The following is a 17,627-nucleotide window of genomic DNA, read 5'->3' as shown; positions in this document are numbered from 1 at the left end:
CCATAAAAACAACAAAAATAAACACGCCATCCATATTAGATTAGCGTGCAATAAGAGTGTAACAGGATTTATCTGTTAGTCAGTAGTGCTGTTTGATCTAGACTCAAGACAAAGCGTGTTCAAGGATTTTGCGCGATTCTTGCAAGGTAATACTGCCTTGCTCGCCAAGTTTGAGCATACCGTGAGCCGTTAACTGCTGCAGCACTGCATCCACAGCGGCATCTTTTTCCATGCCGTGTTCACCAAATTGGGTCGCAACATTCAATTGGTGGTAAAAGGCTTCAATGGCAGCAATGGTTTTTTCCGCTAAATCATCGGTTTGTGGTAACCCAAACACATTTTTACCCATCTGTTCGAGTTTGGTTTTTTTGTGCTCCAGTTGATTGCGTAGCAGCCAAGGTTGCACAATTGCTAGCGAACGAGCGTGGTCTACATGCCATAATGCAGTCAGCTCATGGCCGATCATATGCGTTGCCCAATCTTGAGGCACTCCAGCACCAATCAAACCATTCAAAGCCTGATTGGCAGTCCACATCAGATTGGCTCGCCATGCATCATTGTCTCGATTCGTAAACTCTGCGCCAAGGGTTAACAGGTTTCTCAGCAGCACTTCGGCATAGCCTTCTTGCACCATGGCTTGAGTAGGTAGAGTTAAATACTGTTCACAAACATGCACCCAAGCATCGACTAAACCATTCACCAGTTGGCGTTCAGGTAGACTTTTCATCACATCAGGGTCGAGTACCGCAAAGCGTGGCTGAACGGCGGGAGAGAGAAACGCCAATTTATCTTGGGTTTCCGCTTTGGTGATCACTGCACCAGTATTGGATTCAGAGCCGGTTGCGGGCAGCGTCAAAATCGCACCGATCGGTGTTGCTTGTTGCACAGTGTGTTGCCCTGTCAAAATATCCCAACCATCTCCTTCATAATACGCAGCGGCGGCCACATATTTCGAACCATCAATGACCGAACCACCTCCTACTGCGAGAATAAAGTCGATCTGCTGGTTCTTAACCATTTCTACCGCTTTATCTAATGTTTCTTTCGTTGGATTAGGCTCAACGCCTGAAAACTCGACCCACTCATGTTCGCCCAATGCTTGAACGACTTGCTCATAAACGCCATTACGTTTGATTGATCCACCACCGTACAGCAGCAATATTTTTTTATTTTTCGCTATTTCTCGGCGAATGCTGTCGATTTGGCCCTGACCAAAAAGGATTTTGGTTGGGTTTACGTAGCTAAAATGCATCTTACTCACCTCATGGGTATGGTTATTTCTTGGCAATAGCAATGCCAGCAGACTCGGGTTTATTGTGAATGCTATTACGTATGTGTTGTGCAAAATAGGTCATTTGAGAGGTGATTTTTGTGTCTCAAGTAGTGAAATGAGCAATAAATAGGGAAAGAGATGCAAAAGAGGGAGCGGGAGTAGATGATCATTTACTCTTTTATAACATAAAGGATAGTTGTAGGCTTGAGGTCCCTATTAGGAACAATTGTCACAAAAAAATTGTTGAACCCCGTATTTTGTTCTGAAAAACGGGGCTTTTTTTTATGGTGAAAAATTTATGAGTAATTCGTTGTTGATGCAAAATAACTCGCTTTGATTTGCATAAATCAGACACTCGTTTGCGAGTCATTATTAAAATTCACACTTTTCTGAGTGCCAAATTATCCCGCTATTCTAAAGTTGTTTTACACAAGAATTTAAGTGAACCCATGTCGACGTGGTTTTATTTAATTATTGAAACAATAACTTAAGGGAAGAACAAAAATGCGTGTACTCGAAGGAAAAGCAGGAAAGAGTGTTTTTACATTAAGCACTTTAACCGCTTCATGTTTAATGGCTTTTAGCAGCTATGCTGCGGTAGATTGCTCGGCGTTACCTGAATGGCAATCGTCAGCGGTGTATACCGGTGGTGCCAAAGTGCAGCACAAGGGCAATGCTTACCAAGCCAACTACTGGACTCAAAACAACGATCCTGAAACCTTTTCTGGCAACTATGCCCAATGGAAACTGCTTGATTCTTGCACTACATCCGGTGGAACAAACCAAGCACCAAGCGTAACCTTGACCGCACCTCTTGCAACTGCACAAGTCAAAGTGGGGGATGTGGTGACACTAGCGGCTAATGCTGCTGATGCGGATGGCACTGTGGCTCGTGTTGAGTTTTCAGTAGATGGTGTATTGGTTGGTCAAGCCACCAAAGCGCCTTATTCCGCAACTTGGACAGCGACTAAAGGTGCACATGAATTTAGCGCGGTAGCCTTTGATGACAAAGGTGCCGTGAGCACGAAAAATGCTGTGACACTGACGGTAACTGAGGTCACAGGTCCCGTGAATCAAGCCCCAACTGTTGCTGTAGCTCTGTCTGCCGCCAAAGTGGATGTGGGCGCGGTAGTAACCCTCACTGCGGATGCCGCCGATGCGGATGGCTCAGTGGCTAAAGTTGATTTTTATGTGGGTGGTGCGCTCGTCGGCACATCGGCAAAAGCTCCTTACACACTTAACTACACGACAACCAAAGCCGGTTCATTAGCGGTCTACGCTCGTGCCACCGACAACTTGGGGGCTACCACCGATTCTGCATTGGCAACTTTGGTCGTTAATGGTGTTGCTCCGGTAGCAAGCTGCCGCCCTGATGGTCTGTATCAAACCGAAGGCGTACAAGTTCCATACTGTACGGTTTACGATGAAGATGGCCGTGAGAAAATGGGTGTAGATCATCCACGCCGTGTGATCGGCTACTTCACTAGCTGGCGCTCAGGGGATGATCCACAAGCCGCTTACTTGGTTAAAGACATTCCTTGGGAACAACTAACTCACATTAACTATGCGTTTGTGAGTATTGGCTCTGATGGCAAAGTGAACATCGGTGATGTGAACGATCCAAACAACGCAGCCGTTGGTAAAGAGTGGCCAGGGGTTGAAATTGATCCAACGCTAGGCTTTAAAGGCCACTTTGGTGCTCTGGCAACTTACAAACAGAAATACGGCGTGAAAACCCTGATTTCTATCGGTGGATGGGCTGAAACCGGCGGTCACTTTGATGCGAATGGTAACCGTGTGGCTGACGGTGGCTTCTACACCATGACTACCAATGCTGATGGTTCCATCAACCACGCAGCGATTGAAAAATTTGCGGCATCTGCGGTTGAGATGATCCGTAAGTACAAGTTTGATGGTGTGGATATCGATTACGAATACCCAACCTCAATGGCGGGTGCTGGAAACCCAGATGACAAAGCGCTGATGGAACCACGCCGTGCTTACCTGTGGGCTTCCTACCAAGAGTTGATGCGCGTTTTACGTGACAAGCTAGACCGTGCTTCAGCACAAGATGGTCACCATTACATGCTGACGATCGCTGCACCATCTTCTGGTTATCTGCTACGTGGTATGGAAACCTTCGATGTCACCAAGTATCTCGACTATGTCAACATCATGTCTTACGACTTGCATGGCGCGTGGAATGATCACGTTGGTCACAACGCCGCGCTCTACGATACAGGCAAAGACTCTGAGTTGGCGCAGTGGAACGTTTACGGCACAGCGCAATACGGTGGTATCGGTTATCTGAATACGGACTGGGCATATCACTACTTCCGCGGCTCAATGCCTGCAGGACGTATCAATATTGGTGTTCCTTACTACACCCGTGGTTGGCAGGGTGTAACAGGTGGTGAAAATGGCTTATGGGGCCGTGCAGCACTGCCTAACCAAAATCTCTGTGCACCGGGTACTGGTGAAGGGGAGAAAAACAACTGTGGTCACGGTGCAACCGGTATCGACAACATGTGGCATGACGTTAACGCTGCAGGTGACGAAATGGGCGCAGGCTCTAACCCAATGTGGCATGCGAAGAACCTAGAAAAAGGCATTTGGGGTTCATACGCCGCAGCTTACAAACTCGATCCAACCACAACACCACTAATTGGTACTTATACGCGCAACTATGATAGCGTGGCGGTTGCTCCTTGGTTGTGGAACGCAGAGAAGAAAGTGTTCTTGTCTACTGAAGATAAACAGTCAATTGATGTGAAAGCCGATTACGTTATCGACAAAGAGATTGGCGGTATCATGTTCTGGGAACTGGCGGGTGACTACAGCTGTTACAACCTTGATGCCAACGGCAAACGTACGTCAGTGGATCCAACTGAGCAAGCGTGTGCAACGGGCAAAGGTGAGTTCCACATGGGTAACACCATGACTAAAGCGATCTACGACAAGTTCAAAGTCGCAACACCGTATGGTAATAAGGTGGCTACTGGTGCAATTCCAACGGAAGCTGTGAATATTGCAGTGAAAGTGGGTGGCTTCAAAGTGGGCGACCAAAACTACCCAATCAATCCGAAGATTACCTTCACGAACAATACAGGTGTTGATATCCCTGGAGGTACAGAATTCCAGTTCGATATTCCTGTTTCTGCACCGGATAACGCGAAGGATCAATCGGGCGGCGGCTTAAAAGTGATTGCATCGGGTCATACACGAGCCAACAACATCGGCGGCTTAGACGGCACAATGCACCGTGTTGCGTTCTCACTGCCAGCTTGGAAGTCACTCCCTGCAGGTTCAACCTATGAATTGGATATGGTGTACTACCTGCCAATTTCAGGGCCTGCGAACTACTCAGTGAAGATCAACAACGTTGAATATGCATTCACCTTTGAACAGCCTGATTTACCAGTAGCAGATCTTTCCGCGGGTGGTAATACAGGGGGCAATACCGGAGGTGGTTCAACAGGTACGGTGATTCAATGGGTTCCTGGAGCGACAACAGTAAAAGTAGGTGATACAGTCACTTACAACGGAAAATGTTTCGTAGCTCAAAATCCTCCAGGCTCATGGGAAACACCAACACAGACTAACTGGTTCTGGAAAGAAGTGACTTGCCCTCAGGCGTAAGTGACCAAATCCGATAATATAATAAGAAACCCCGCTTTGCGGGGTTTCTTATTTAGAAAAGCGCTGGGCACTAGCACTATGAGAGTGGAGATTGGTGGGCTTTGTATTTGATGATTTTACATCACTTCTCAATGCTCACTTCTACTCACTAAAAAATTGGTAGCTTTCAGGTACGACAACAACACCGCGTTCTGAAATATGAAAGCGTTTTGAATCCTCAATCGAGTTAAGGCCAATTTCTGTGTAGGGCGGAATCTTCACGTGTTTATCAATAATACAATGTACTAGCTTACAACCTTCGCCCACTTCAACATCATCAAACAAAATACTATCGACAATCAGCGCCGAATCATTGATGCGCACATTCGAAGAAATGATGGAGTGTTGTACCGAACCCCCAGAATTGATGACACCGTTGGCAATAATCGAATTAATAAAGATTCCTTCATTACCCGTGGCAGAGGAAACCGTTCTTGCCGGCGGGTACTGCTGCTCATAAGTGCGGATCGCCCAGTTTTTTTGATACAAATTCATGGGTGGAACAGGCTGTAATAAATCCATGTTGGCATCATAAAAGGAGTCGATGGTACCCACATCCCTCCAGTAGCAGTCGCGAGCAACGCGACCTTTACCTGAACAAAATGCGTAAGCATACACACTGCCAGTCTCAATCAGCTTAGGAATGAGATCACAACCAAAATCATGAGTTGACTGTTCGTTTTCGGCATCGACTTTTAATGCTTGCTGTAATACATCCATATTGAAGATATAGATGCCCATGGAAGCTAAGCTGTGATCTGGTTTGTGTGGAATGCAAGGTGGGTCACGAGGTTTCTCAACAAAACAGGTAATGCGAGATTCTTCATCAATTGCCATTACACCAAATGCAGAAGCCTCATGTTGTGCTACCTCCATACAAGCAATAGTGAGTGTTGCATTTTTCTCAATATGCTCTTCAAGCATGGCGGCATAATCCATACGATAAATATGATCACCAGATAAAACCACCACGTATTTGGCATCACTACGTGCCAGTAGCCACATATTATGAAATAGCGCATCGGCTGTTCCTTCGTACCATTTTCCTCCTTTGCGCATTTGTGGCGGAACAACGGTGATGAATTCACCCAGTTCGGGGTTGAAAATAGACCAACCATTACGCAGATGCTTGTGCAAAGAGTGGGATTTGTATTGGGTTAACACCAAGATGCGCCGTAGACCTGAGTGCAGGCAATTGGTTAAGGTAAAATCAATAATTCGATATTTCCCGCCAAAAGGAACGGCGGGTTTGGCTCTGTCATCGGTGAGTGGTGAGAGCCGAGAGCCCATGCCTCCAGCCAAAATAACGGCTAAGGTGTCCTGCATAATTTATCTCCCGAAATTGCATTTTTGACAAAAAATTGCGTACACGATGAATGAAAAAGTGATCTAATACGAATGTATGAAGCGTAGTACAAGAAGAACGAGTTAGATGAAGAGATGACAATAGAATGACAAACACAGACTCGCTATCCACGCAAGCTGTGAACTTGCTCTTAATTATTCAGGCATAAAAAAGAGATTTGCATCATGCAAAGTGGTGCATTTCAGCATGAGTCAAAATAGAAATTTGATTTCGGCCTGAGGATTTAGATTCATACAAAGCGAGATCTGCTCGCTTATATGTCTGGTCGGGATTTGAGCAGATATTTGTGACACCACCACTGATGGTGACTCCATCATCATGAATGCGGGAGATATAGGTGCGTACTCGATTAAGAACAATTTCAGCTTCTTCAATATTAGTATGAGGAAAAATAACCGCGAACTCCTCCCCCCCAATTCTTGCGACAAAATCAGATTCACGTAATTGAGATTGAATAGCCACGGAGACAGATCTCAAGACTTGATCCCCTTCATCATGCCCCAACCTATCGTTAATGCGTTTAAAGTGGTCAATATCAACAATCGCGAAACAACTTTGTACTAAGCTAGGGTAGCGGCGAGCTTTAGCACACTCTAGATGGATGGTTTGATCAAACTTACGTCTATTCCATAAGTCGGTTAAGGAGTCCTTTTCGCTTAATTCGCGTAGGCGATTTTCCAATGCCTTATGTTGAGAAATATCCACAAAAGAAGCCACGTAAAACTGAATAACATTCTTCTCATCTCGGATGCTTTGAATGCGTAAAATTTCAGTGATGCTTTGACCATCTTTACGCTTGTTGATCACTTCGCCTTCCCATACTCCTACATCTTGCAATGCACGCCACATGTTCAAATAGAATTCAGTTTTATGTAGGCCTGAAGCCAATATTGAGGGCTGTTTACCCTTAACTTCATCAAAGGTGTAGCCGCTAAGGCGAGTAAACTCATTATTGACCTTGATAATACGGTTATTCTTGTCTGTGATTACCACTGCAGACATTCCATCCATCGCAGCGCGCGCCAATTTACTGTCGAGGCTATTTTTTAAATGATTGATATTCCATGCGGCGAAGCCTGCTGCGATGATACTGAGCAGAGAGAGTACCGTTATTGCTCGCGTGAGCAATGACCAATAGGCATTCGCATAGGTTTCATCAATCTGCTCTTTGTTGACTTTGAGTATCAGTACCAGAGGTTCAAAATCAGGCAATACAGAGTTGAGTTCGACTCTGATATAGCTGAACCAAGTTTGGTTTGAAAGGGCAAAACCTTGGTGCTTGATGAGAATTTTTTGCCAGAGTGCAGGGTGTTGTTGTGCGAAACTCTGTATAGAGAACACTTTTTGGCCTTTAGTTCGTGTATTTTCACTGAGTAGAAGCTCTCCAGCTAAATTCATCACATCGGGTGAGTCGAATTGATCATAGACGAAAGAAAGCCGTTGGTAGAGTGATTGTAATTGGACAGTAACGACAAGATAGCCATAAGTTTGTTTTTGATATTGAATACCTGTAGCAAAACGAAACGCGGGTAAAGCTCCAGATGGATCTCCAGAATTCATTGCTAATGCACTCGCCCAAACGTGGTTAGGTGGCAGGTGAGTGAACCGAGCCAAAACCTCGTTACTAAATGAGTTTATCGTCTGCGCAGATTCAACAAACACCACGTTATTTCCATCATAAATCGCTTTTAGTTGTTCTCTTCCTTGCTGATCAATTAATTGAAATGAGGAAAAAATGGCTTGGGAGCGCAGAGTGACATCCCACAAGGTTTTTAACTGATTGAGATTTATGGTGTTGAGTGTATCTGCTGCCGCAAGTAATGTGTCACTTTGAGCTAAGACTTGGGTTGACTGGCGAGCTTTTTGTAACATTTGTAATAAATCATGCTGGCTAAACTCAAGTTGTAATCGTGTCTGTTTTTCGGCTTGGCTAACGGCCTGTGTTTCTAGCTGACTTGCTTCGTGTATGAAATATAGTACGGGGATGAAACCCAGCACGAAAGCGACGATAGTGAATTGAATAAAGTATTTACTGACGGAGGTATGCATAAGTCATTTTATAAGTCGTTGAGTGCATAATGTAACGATTTTTAAATGAGATTTCGCTTCCAAAATCTCACTTCGTGCACTGGATCATGGTTCGTATCCGAATAACGCTTTTTATGCCTAACTTTTAGGCGCACAGCTCTGGTTTTCATTTACATTGTAAATTACGAATTTTTCACGTTCTGATTGAACTCACGGCAGGTTTGATTTTACTCATGCTTTTCCACCAAATGTGTTCTTGCTTCAAATTAGCGCACTAAGTGAGCAAGTGATGATCAAGTATTGCTCTAATTTCCCGCTATATTGAAAAGAAAAGCAAAGTCGATCGCATTTTTATATTGATGGGATTGTCTTTAGAGTTTTATGAGCAAGGGAAATGAAAAAAATACTGATGCTACTTGTATTATTGCTGGGATTAGGTGGGGCGGGTGCTGGGTATTACCTGTTTTATCTTAAACCACAGATGGATGCTGAAGCGGAGAAAGCCAAACTTGCCAACGAAGTTGCACCTCAATCGGCACCTTCTGTCCCAACTCCAGCTGTTGCCGCCAAGCCAGAAGTGATGGATTTTTATGTTGATGCCACTACGTTAAGTATTCGAGATAAGCCAGATTTGAATGCCTATCCAGATGTCGATAAGCAGCTTTACCGTGGTGACAAAGTTCATTTATTAGAAAAAAAAGCAGGTTGGGGGCGAATTTCGGAATATTTTGTCTATGAGGATGGCGGCCCTGAAGTTGCAGAATGGATCCCCCTAGAAGGATTAACCGTTGAGCCTCCAGTGATCACGCCTGAAGAACGCACGAAAACGTTGATGGGATACATTGAAAGTTCAGATGATTTTCTTTTACATCAAGAAAAATTCCTGACTACGACCGATACTCTATTAAAAGAGGGGAGTTGCTCCCCCAAAGATTTTGAAGAATTAGGCGGTTGGGTTCGCTCACTCACTTTTGGCGAACAGCCCGTGTATTTTATCTACTGCGGCGGCTTGAGCCAGGCAAACAAGATCTACCTTGACGTGCAAACGGGAAAAATTTTCTATCGTTAGATCACATTTTTCCGCTTGAGCTTCACTAAGCATCGGCCTACACTGCTTACTTATCTAAGAGTTGAGAACATAAGTCATGTACTTACGTGCCCTGATCCAGTGTTGGTTTGCTTTACTTGCGATGGTGCTACCTTCGCAGGTTTTGGCCTATGCGCTAGAGAGTGACACGAGCACCTTAAGTCCAGACACTGGCTTTTCGGGAAATCCGACTCTTGATTACGATTGGCTTTTTAGCCCTGCCCCGCAGCCAGCAATACCCAGCTCACAGTCAAATCTTAGTCATAGTTCTTATGCTATTTTAAATCACTCACGCCAGGTACTGACACAGCGTATTCTGACGGGATGTGGTTCTGATCTGCCTTTTGACTCTGATTATGATGAACTTAAATTAGGCACTTCACTCACTCGACTCTTCTTCGTTACCGTTTCCTACAGCAATCGAAGTTACGACTTTTTCACTTCCACCCACCGACTCGCAGGTTGGAAAGAGAGCAATGCTATGTATGTCGCTCTCAATAGCCAATATCCACGTTTCCATATTCAAAATTTACTGTGACATTGTCACTTGTTGAATAACTCAGTTTAGGCTGAGAGGGAAACTATGAAAAAAAGAGAACAAAAGCAGGCGTCAAAGCGCCTGATTAACCACTATTCTGCATGGAAATATGTGGTATTGGTAACAACCATTATTATTCTTACCTTAAGTGCTATTCCAACGTGGTATGGCGAACAACCTTCGATTCAATTGCAAAGCAAGGATGTCAAAAGTGTTCTCCTGAATTTGCCGGAACTTGCCCAACTACTAAGTAAACAAAATATTCAGGCTGATGAAATCACCCAGCATGGTGATAAAACAACCTTAGTTTTTGCCAATGAAAATGATCAGTCTCAAGCCAGAAATGTTTTGGATACCCTAGCTAAAGAAGGGGACACCATCACCTATTCTTACGTGTCGGTTGCGCCAAAATGGCTTGATAATCTTGGTTTTTCGCCCATCAAGCTGGGCCTAGATTTACGTGGCGGTGTGCAGTTTTTGTTAAATGTTGATGTCGATAAAGCATTTCAAGAACAGCGCGATAGCATGATTGATGCAGTAAAAGATTCGCTACGTGCAGAGCGTTTACGAGGTGTTACTGTACAAGCGGTTGGCAACGATGCCTTCGAAGTCAAAACAGATCAAACCAAAGCTCTAAACCATGTACGCCAATACTTGCAAGAAAATTATCGAGGCTGGGACATTCGTCAGGGTTCAGATAATTTGCAAGTGCAACCCTCGCAACAGAATAAGTCAGAGTTTCAAACGGCTACGATTCAGCAGAACTTGAAAATCATGCGTGATCGTATTGAGGAGCTAGGTATTACTGAGGCTCTAGTACAACGTCAAGGTGAGCATGCGATCCGTATCGAGTTACCCGGTGTGCAAGATCCCTCACAAGCAAAGAATGTGATTGGTGCGACCGCAAGTTTGGCTTTTTATGAAGCGAAATCGCCAACGGATGCCCGCAGTTTCGATGATTTGATCCTTGAAGATGAGAATGGACGTCCGGTTGTTCTGGCTAAACGCCCTGTGCTCAGTGGTGAGCATATCGTCAATGCCCGCGCAGGTGTGGATAACATGGGCATGTCTGAAGTGAATATTTCTCTTGATCATGCTGGTGGCAAAATCATGAGCGATTTCTCGGGCAAACACATTGGTAAGCCGATGGCTACCGTGTACCGTGAGTACAAAACCAACGCACGTGGGGAAACGGTACGCAGTGAGAAAGTGATCAGTGTTGCGACCATCCAATCGCAATTAGGCAGTCAATTCCGTATTACTGGTGCTGGCTCAATGGAAGAAGCTCAGCAATTAGCATTGTTACTGCGTGCGGGTTCATTGACCGCACCCGTCACCATTGTTGAGGAGCGAACCATCGGGGCATCACTTAGTGAAGAGAATATCGCTAACGGTTTTGCGGCTTTGGCTCTTGGCATGGCAATGACGTTAACTTTTATGGCGCTTTGGTATCGCCGTCTCGGTTGGGTAGCTAACGTTGCCTTGCTGATTAATATGGCTTGTCTGCTCGGTTTGATTGCGCTGTTACCTGGAGCGGTGTTGACTCTGCCAGGAATTGCGGGACTCGTATTAACTGTCGGTATGGCCGTGGATACCAATGTACTGATCTTTGAACGTATACGAGACAAACTCAGTGAAGGGCGTAATTTTGCACAAGCGATAGACACAGGTTTTGATAGCGCATTTAGCACTATATTGGATGCCAACGTGACGACTATGATCACAGCGGTAATTTTATATTCAATCGGTAATGGGCCGATTCAAGGCTTTGCTTTGACATTAGGCTTAGGTTTGCTCACCAGTATGTTTAGTGGCGTACTCGCGTCACGAGCATTAATTAACTTAGTTTGGGGACGTGATACACGTCGTGATGTGAGGGTATAAGCCATGGTTGAATATTTAAAATCACGAATTCGCCCAATTCGTTACATAACCGGTGTTATTTCGATTCTACTAATGGTGATTTCACTGACCGCCTTTGCGGTGAAAGGCCTAAATATGGGGCTAGACTTTACCGGTGGTATGGTTACTGAAGCTATTATTGATAGCTCGATTAGCAAAAATCAGTTGCTAGAACAGCTACAGCCTAAGCTAGGTGAGGCAGTGACAGTGACCCCCTCGGGGGAATCAGGACGATGGGTAATACGTTATCCTCTCGCAGCAGAAAATGCTGCTCCCGTTGATATTGATGGTTTACTCCACCTGGTCTCTAAGCATGTCCAGATTGTCAGTAATAGCATGGTAGGATCCCAAGTGGGGCAAGATCTTGTCGATCAAGGAGGCTTAGCATTATTAATATGTCTGCTCTCAATTTTGGGTTATTTGAGTTTCCGATTTGAATGGCGCTTAGCTAGTGGGGCATTGTTAGCGCTGTTACATGATGTAGTGCTTGTGTTGGGATTCTTTGCTATTACACAAATGGAATTTAATTTGACCGTGTTTGCGGCGGTACTCGCAGTACTCGGTTATTCATTGAATGACTCGATCATTATTGCTGACCGTATTCGCGAGCTATTATTAGCTAAGCAGCAAACACCAACAGCAGAAATCAATGATCAAGCAATCATTGCAACGTTTTCGCGCACCATGGTGACATCAGGAACAACGTTAATGACCATCTCAGCGTTATGGATCATGGGGGGAGCCCCATTGCAAGGGTTTGCAATTGCAATGTTTATCGGTGTTATTTCGGGAACGTGGTCATCCATTTCAATTGGTACTGTATTACCCGAATGGTTAGGTTTGGAGCCCAAGCATTATCTGCCAGTGGAGCTAGATACAGCACCATGAATTAATGCCAAAAAAACAAATAAAGCCAGTTTATGCTGGCTTTATTTGTTTTTTACTAATGTGGATTCTATTTGTAAATTTTAATTAGATAGCTGTTTTGGGTTCTTTATAAATTACCTATAGGGATAAGTTATAATTTTTTAGTAATGGCTACTGCTGGTTTTAGATTGTTATTTATAAGATTAAGAATACAAACTTTTATTCTGAACATGTTTGATAGTGATAGATTGTGCTGAGCATAATGATTTCCATGTAATTCCATTTTAATTTAATTCATTGATTTTTAGTGATTTTATTTTTGTGTTGTATGTTGTTTCAATAAAAAATCCTTAAGTTTCATTACGATTTATTTTTTTAACAAATTATTATCATTTCACTGGAATGGAGAGGTAGATCAACTTTTTTAAAAATACACAAATTTGAATTTGAAATGTCATAAATCTAGATTAGGTTTAAAAAGAACAAGTAAGTTGAAATAACCTATTGAATTGATTTTTTGATAAATAACTTAGTTATGGATGTTACTTGCCACTAAACATAATTATGTCAATTTGAGCGTAATATATCTTAGCCACTTGAAGAACATACTTGATTAGTCAAGCTTGCTTTAAATGGAAAGACATAAATCAATAATATTGCTGTTGCGAATGGAGTCTTTAATGAGAAAAATCGCTTTGATCACAGGATCGAAAGGCGGGATTGGGTCTGCAATTTCAACCCAGTTAGTTAGTGAAGGATATCGAGTGATTGCGACTTACTACACTGGCAATCATCAATGTGCATTAGATTGGTTTAATGAAAAACAATTTACAGAGGATCAAGTACGACTTTTGGAGTTGGATGTAACCAATACAGTAGAGTGCGCTGAGCGCTTGGCTAAATTGCTTGAGGAAGAAGGCACTATTGATGTAGTGGTAAATAACGCTGGTATCACCCGCGATAGTGTGTTTAAGAAAATGCCCCATCAAGCATGGAAAGAGGTCATCGATACCAACCTCAACAGCGTGTTCAATGTAAGCCAACCTCTATTTGCGGCTATGTGTGAAAAAGGGTTTGGCCGAATCATCAATATCTCCTCAGTTAATGGTTTAAAAGGCCAGTTTGGTCAAACTAACTATTCGGCTGCAAAAGCAGGCATGATCGGTTTCTCTAAAGCGCTGGCCGCAGAAGGAGCGCGTTATGGCGTTACTGTTAATGTTATCGCTCCTGGTTACACCCTAACTCCTATGGTTGAGCAGATGCGCGCTGATGTTCTGCAATCCATTGTTGATCAAGTCCCGATGAAGCGTTTAGCCAAGCCGGAAGAGATCGCAAGCGCAGTAAGTTATCTAGCTAGTGAAGCAGCGGCCTACATCACAGGGGAAACCTTGTCGGTGAATGGCGGCTTATACATGCGCTAAAAGCGGGGGAGGATGTATGGAAAAAATTTATATCGTGAGCGCTAAGCGCTCAGCAATTGGTGCTTTTGGTGGATCATTAAAAGATTGCACAGCAGGAGCGCTTGCCGGCCAGGTAATTCAAGCCGCACTAGAATCGGGTAAGGTTAAACCAGAATCTGTTGATGAAGTGATTGTTGGCAATGTTGTTAGCGCTGGACAAGGTATGGGCGTTGGCCGACAAGCTGCATTGGCGGCAGGTTTACCGCAAACCGTGCCTGCATATAGTATCAATATGGTGTGTGGTAGCGGCATGAAATCGGTCATGGATGCTGTAGCACACATCAAAGTGGGTGATGCTTCTGTGGTGGTTGCCGCAGGTGTTGAAGTGATGTCACAAATCCCATTTGCAACCCCAGCCCATTTGCGAGATGGGCAGAGAATGGGCTCATTTGAAGTCAAAGATCTACTTATTAACGATGGTTTGACCGATGTGTTTAATCAATATCACATGGGAGTCACTGCGGAAAATATTGCTAAGCAGTTCGACATTTCTCGCCAAATACAGGATGAGTTTGCTCTTGCTAGCCAAATGAAAGCGACTGCAGCTATTGAAGCTGGGCATTTCAAACAAGAGATCGTACCGATTGCGGTGAAAAAACGCCGTGAAACGGTGGTGTTTGAAACAGATGAATATCCCAAACCCGCAACGACTTTTGCTGCATTACAAGGTTTACGTGCTGCATTTGATCCACAAGGCACAGTGACAGCCGGTAATGCTTCTGGCATTAACGATGGTGCTAGCGCCGTGATTGTGGCCAGTGAGAGCGCAGTAAAAAAACTTGGTTTAGCACCAGTTGCAGAGATTATTAGCTACGCGCAAACGGGTTTAGATCCAAAAATTATGGGATTGGGGCCTGTGAGTGCCGTTACTCAGGCTTTAGCTAAGGCAGAATTGCCTATCGATAATATTGATCTCTTTGAGCTTAATGAAGCCTTTGCCGCACAAGCTTTAGGTGTGGTGTATGGGCTTGCTGATCAACACGATATTAAACCAGAAGCAATATTGGAAAAAGCCAACGTAAATGGTGGTGCCATTGCGTTAGGACATCCACTTGGGGCATCTGGTAACCGTATTTTGGTTTCTTTAGTCCATGAATTACAGCGTCGCCATCAACAATATGGTGTCGCTTCTCTTTGCGTCGGTGGTGGTATGGGTACTGCTATCGTCATCAAAACTGTTTAATTTAAAAATCATTCACTAGGAGATAACGTATGTACACGGAATTTTTCAAAACATTCAGCGATCAAACAGAAAAGAACTTCGAACCGTATATCAAGTTTAATAAGTTGGTAACCAAGAATGTTGAAGTATTGACTGAGTTGCAACTCAATGCGATCCGTACTTACAGCGAATTGGGTCTGGCGCAAATGAAAGCGGCCAGTGAAATTAAAGATGTGACATCGCTAACAACGTTCAATTCTCAACAGTTTGGCGTCTTAAACAAACTCTCACAGCAAATGATGGATGACAGTAAAAAACTGCAAAACATCGCGAAAGAGTTTAAAGATGATGTTGAAAAACTTGCCTCTGAAAACCTTAAGACAGTGACCCCTGCGTAACACTGTTTTTCGCGCCGCCTAAGGGCGGCGCTTTTTTCTGTTTTAAGGAGTAAGTGTATGTTCCAACATGCCTTTACGGACTACCTTGTCCAACTGCAACAAGTGAACCAGCGTTGGTGGAAAGAGGTTGAACAGAGCAAAGCAGCCGTGAATTCCCCACTCAATAAAGCGATGCAAGAAGTGAATCTGGAAGACTCGCTTAAATTCTTTGAGCAAGCCGTGAATCAGCCAACTGCTCTGCTGAAATTGCAAACTCAGTGGTGGGAACAGCAACTGCAAATTTGGCAGAAGGTCGTTCTTGAGTCCAAAGTTCAATCGGTCATGGAAGCGGAAAAAGGGGATAAGCGTTTTAGCCATGAAGCGTGGCAACAAGATCCCTTTTTCAATTTCATCAAACAATCCTATCTGCTGTTCAGTAAGACTTATTTAGACACCATCAATGCAATCGAAGGGCTTGATGAAAAAGCCAAAGAGCGGATCCTGTTCTTCTCACGTCAGATGATTAATGCACTGTCGCCCAGCAATTTTATTGCGACTAACCCAGAGTTATTGCGTCTGACTTTAGAAAAAAATGGAGAAAACCTCATCGCAGGCCTGGAGCAGTTGAAAGAGGATGTTGCTTCAAGTGCTGATATTCTCAAAATCCGCATGACCAACAATAACGCTTTCCGTCTGGGTGAAGATGTCGCGAATACGCCTGGCGAAGTTGTGTTTAAGAATGATGTCTTTGAACTCATTCAATACAAACCTTTGACTGAGCAAGTAGCGGTGACTCCGCTTTTGATTGTTCCTCCTTTTATCAACAAGTACTACATTCTCGATTTGCGTGAGAAAAATTCCATGGTGCGCTGGCTGTTAGAGCAAGGGCATAGCGTATTTATGATCTCATGGCGCAATCCGGGAGCTGCACAAGCGCAAGTCAATTTTGAAGACTATGTGCTTGAAGGTGTTGTAAAAGCGGTGAATGCGATTGAATCGATCACCGGGCAAGAACAGATCAATGCTGCGGGCTACTGTATTGGTGGCACGGTATTAGCCACAACAATTGCTTATTACGCTGCGAAGCGCATGAAAAAACGGATCAAAACGGCGAGCTTCTTTACCACCTTGCTTGATTTTTCTCAGCCGGGAGAAGTGGGTGCCTATATTAATGACACCATTATCCGCGCAATTGAGGCACAAAATAATGCCAAAGGGTATATGGATGGGCGCTCGCTCAGCGTGACATTCAGCCTACTGCGTGAAAATAGCTTGTACTGGAATTACTACGTGGACAACTACCTGAAAGGGCAGAGTCCTGTGGATTTTGATCTTTTGTATTGGAACAGTGACAGCACTAACGTGGCTGGAGCTTGCCATAACTTCTTGCTACGTGAACTCTATCTTGAAAATAAACTTGTTCAAGAGAAGGGCGTGAAAGTTGGTGGAGTATGGATTGATTTAGATAAAATCAAAGTTCCAAGTTATTTCATTTCGACTAAGGAAGATCACATCGCACTATGGCAAGGCACTTACCGTGGCGCGTTGCGTACTGGTGGTAACAAAACCTTCGTGCTGGGTGAATCTGGCCACATTGCAGGAATCGTCAATCATCCTGAAAAACGTAAATATGGTTACTGGGTCAACGATGCTTTGGATGATTCTGCTGAAGATTGGTTAGAAACCGCTCAGCATCGTGAAGGCTCGTGGTGGGTACACTGGAATGAATGGTTAAATGGCTTCGCTGAAGAGGCCAAAGTGGAGCCTTATTCATTAGGTAATACTGATTATCCTGTGCTTTATGCCGCTCCGGGAGAATATGTAAAGCAAGTTCTTCCAATTCAAGAGTCATAACATAGCGCCACCATTCGGTGGCGTTTCTTATTTTA

Annotated in this window: 12 protein-coding genes; 9 read left to right on the top strand and 3 right to left on the bottom strand. The window is 44.1% G+C overall.

Annotation, left to right across the window (positions count from 1 at the left end; translation table 11 throughout):
- Positions 1-103: 103 nt before the first annotated feature.
- Entirely contained in the window at positions 104-1,252 is a 1,149-nt protein-coding gene (locus VOA_RS06370; protein ID WP_000545820.1) for an iron-containing alcohol dehydrogenase, read from the bottom strand.
- Positions 1,253-1,777: 525 nt separating this feature from the next.
- Between VOA_RS06370 and VOA_RS0118420 the strand changes: the two genes are divergently transcribed.
- Positions 1,778-4,912, top strand: coding sequence for a chitinase C-terminal domain-containing protein (locus tag VOA_RS0118420; RefSeq protein WP_001264245.1), 3,135 nt, complete (start codon positions 1,778-1,780; stop codon positions 4,910-4,912).
- 141 nt (positions 4,913-5,053) lie between these two features.
- On the opposite strand, the gene glgC is transcribed toward VOA_RS0118420, so the two are convergent.
- Both glgC and VOA_RS06380 read right to left on the bottom strand, forming a co-directional pair.
- Positions 5,054-6,277 carry a glucose-1-phosphate adenylyltransferase gene (glgC, locus tag VOA_RS06375; protein WP_001154333.1) on the bottom strand — a complete coding sequence of 408 codons (1,224 nt, stop codon included), beginning with the start codon at positions 6,275-6,277 and terminating at the stop codon, positions 5,054-5,056.
- 202 nt (positions 6,278-6,479) lie between these two features.
- Entirely contained in the window at positions 6,480-8,366 is a 1,887-nt protein-coding gene (locus tag VOA_RS06380) for a GGDEF domain-containing protein (RefSeq protein WP_000557522.1), read from the bottom strand.
- Between the two features lie 388 nt (positions 8,367-8,754).
- On the opposite strand from VOA_RS06380, the gene VOA_RS06385 reads away from it, so the two are divergent.
- The 8 genes from VOA_RS06385 to VOA_RS06415 all read left to right on the top strand — a co-directional run bounded on the left by VOA_RS06385 (position 8,755) and on the right by VOA_RS06415 (position 17,592).
- Entirely contained in the window at positions 8,755-9,414 is a 660-nt protein-coding gene (locus VOA_RS06385; protein WP_009356053.1) for a hypothetical protein, read from the top strand.
- Between the two features lie 76 nt (positions 9,415-9,490).
- Positions 9,491-9,970 (top strand): hypothetical protein, encoded by a 480-nt coding sequence (locus VOA_RS0118415; protein ID WP_000281289.1) that lies wholly within the window; start codon positions 9,491-9,493, stop codon positions 9,968-9,970.
- Between the two features lie 45 nt (positions 9,971-10,015).
- Positions 10,016-11,854 carry a protein translocase subunit SecD gene (gene secD / locus VOA_RS06390; RefSeq protein WP_000745506.1) on the top strand — a complete coding sequence of 613 codons (1,839 nt, stop codon included), beginning with the start codon at positions 10,016-10,018 and terminating at the stop codon, positions 11,852-11,854.
- A gap of 3 nt (positions 11,855-11,857) precedes the next feature.
- Positions 11,858-12,760, top strand: a complete 903-nt coding sequence (secF, locus tag VOA_RS06395) for a protein translocase subunit SecF (protein WP_000230661.1) — start codon at positions 11,858-11,860, stop codon at positions 12,758-12,760.
- A 659-nt stretch (positions 12,761-13,419) separates the two neighbouring features.
- Entirely contained in the window at positions 13,420-14,160 is a 741-nt protein-coding gene (locus VOA_RS06400; RefSeq protein WP_001225692.1) for an SDR family oxidoreductase, read from the top strand.
- A 16-nt stretch (positions 14,161-14,176) separates the two neighbouring features.
- Positions 14,177-15,382, top strand: coding sequence for an acetyl-CoA C-acetyltransferase (locus VOA_RS06405; protein WP_000412030.1), 1,206 nt, complete (start codon positions 14,177-14,179; stop codon positions 15,380-15,382).
- 29 nt (positions 15,383-15,411) lie between these two features.
- A complete protein-coding gene (locus VOA_RS06410) occupies positions 15,412-15,759 on the top strand; it encodes a phasin family protein (protein WP_000287821.1) in 348 nt (115 codons plus the stop codon).
- 57 nt (positions 15,760-15,816) lie between these two features.
- Positions 15,817-17,592: a class I poly(R)-hydroxyalkanoic acid synthase gene (locus VOA_RS06415; protein ID WP_000486236.1), complete on the top strand. Its 1,776-nt coding sequence runs from the start codon at positions 15,817-15,819 to the stop codon at positions 17,590-17,592.
- Positions 17,593-17,627: the final 35 nt, after the last annotated feature.

Origin of the sequence: Vibrio sp. RC586 (assembly GCF_000176715.1) — a bacterium.
Taxonomy (GTDB): domain Bacteria; phylum Pseudomonadota; class Gammaproteobacteria; order Enterobacterales; family Vibrionaceae; genus Vibrio.
Note: the sequence above shows the minus strand (reverse complement) of the source record. Positions and strands in the feature narration are given on the sequence as shown.

Coding starts and splice junctions, on each gene's coding strand:
- VOA_RS06370 (WP_000545820.1), bottom strand. CDS start 1,252: ATGCATTTTAGCTACGTAAACCCAACCAAAATCCTTTTTGGTCAGGGC.
- VOA_RS0118420 (WP_001264245.1), top strand. CDS start 1,778: ATGCGTGTACTCGAAGGAAAAGCAGGAAAGAGTGTTTTTACATTAAGC.
- glgC (WP_001154333.1), bottom strand. CDS start 6,277: ATGCAGGACACCTTAGCCGTTATTTTGGCTGGAGGCATGGGCTCTCGG.
- VOA_RS06380 (WP_000557522.1), bottom strand. CDS start 8,366: ATGCATACCTCCGTCAGTAAATACTTTATTCAATTCACTATCGTCGCT.
- VOA_RS06385 (WP_009356053.1), top strand. CDS start 8,755: ATGCTACTTGTATTATTGCTGGGATTAGGTGGGGCGGGTGCTGGGTAT.
- VOA_RS0118415 (WP_000281289.1), top strand. CDS start 9,491: ATGTACTTACGTGCCCTGATCCAGTGTTGGTTTGCTTTACTTGCGATG.
- secD (WP_000745506.1), top strand. CDS start 10,016: ATGAAAAAAAGAGAACAAAAGCAGGCGTCAAAGCGCCTGATTAACCAC.
- secF (WP_000230661.1), top strand. CDS start 11,858: ATGGTTGAATATTTAAAATCACGAATTCGCCCAATTCGTTACATAACC.
- VOA_RS06400 (WP_001225692.1), top strand. CDS start 13,420: ATGAGAAAAATCGCTTTGATCACAGGATCGAAAGGCGGGATTGGGTCT.
- VOA_RS06405 (WP_000412030.1), top strand. CDS start 14,177: ATGGAAAAAATTTATATCGTGAGCGCTAAGCGCTCAGCAATTGGTGCT.
- VOA_RS06410 (WP_000287821.1), top strand. CDS start 15,412: ATGTACACGGAATTTTTCAAAACATTCAGCGATCAAACAGAAAAGAAC.
- VOA_RS06415 (WP_000486236.1), top strand. CDS start 15,817: ATGTTCCAACATGCCTTTACGGACTACCTTGTCCAACTGCAACAAGTG.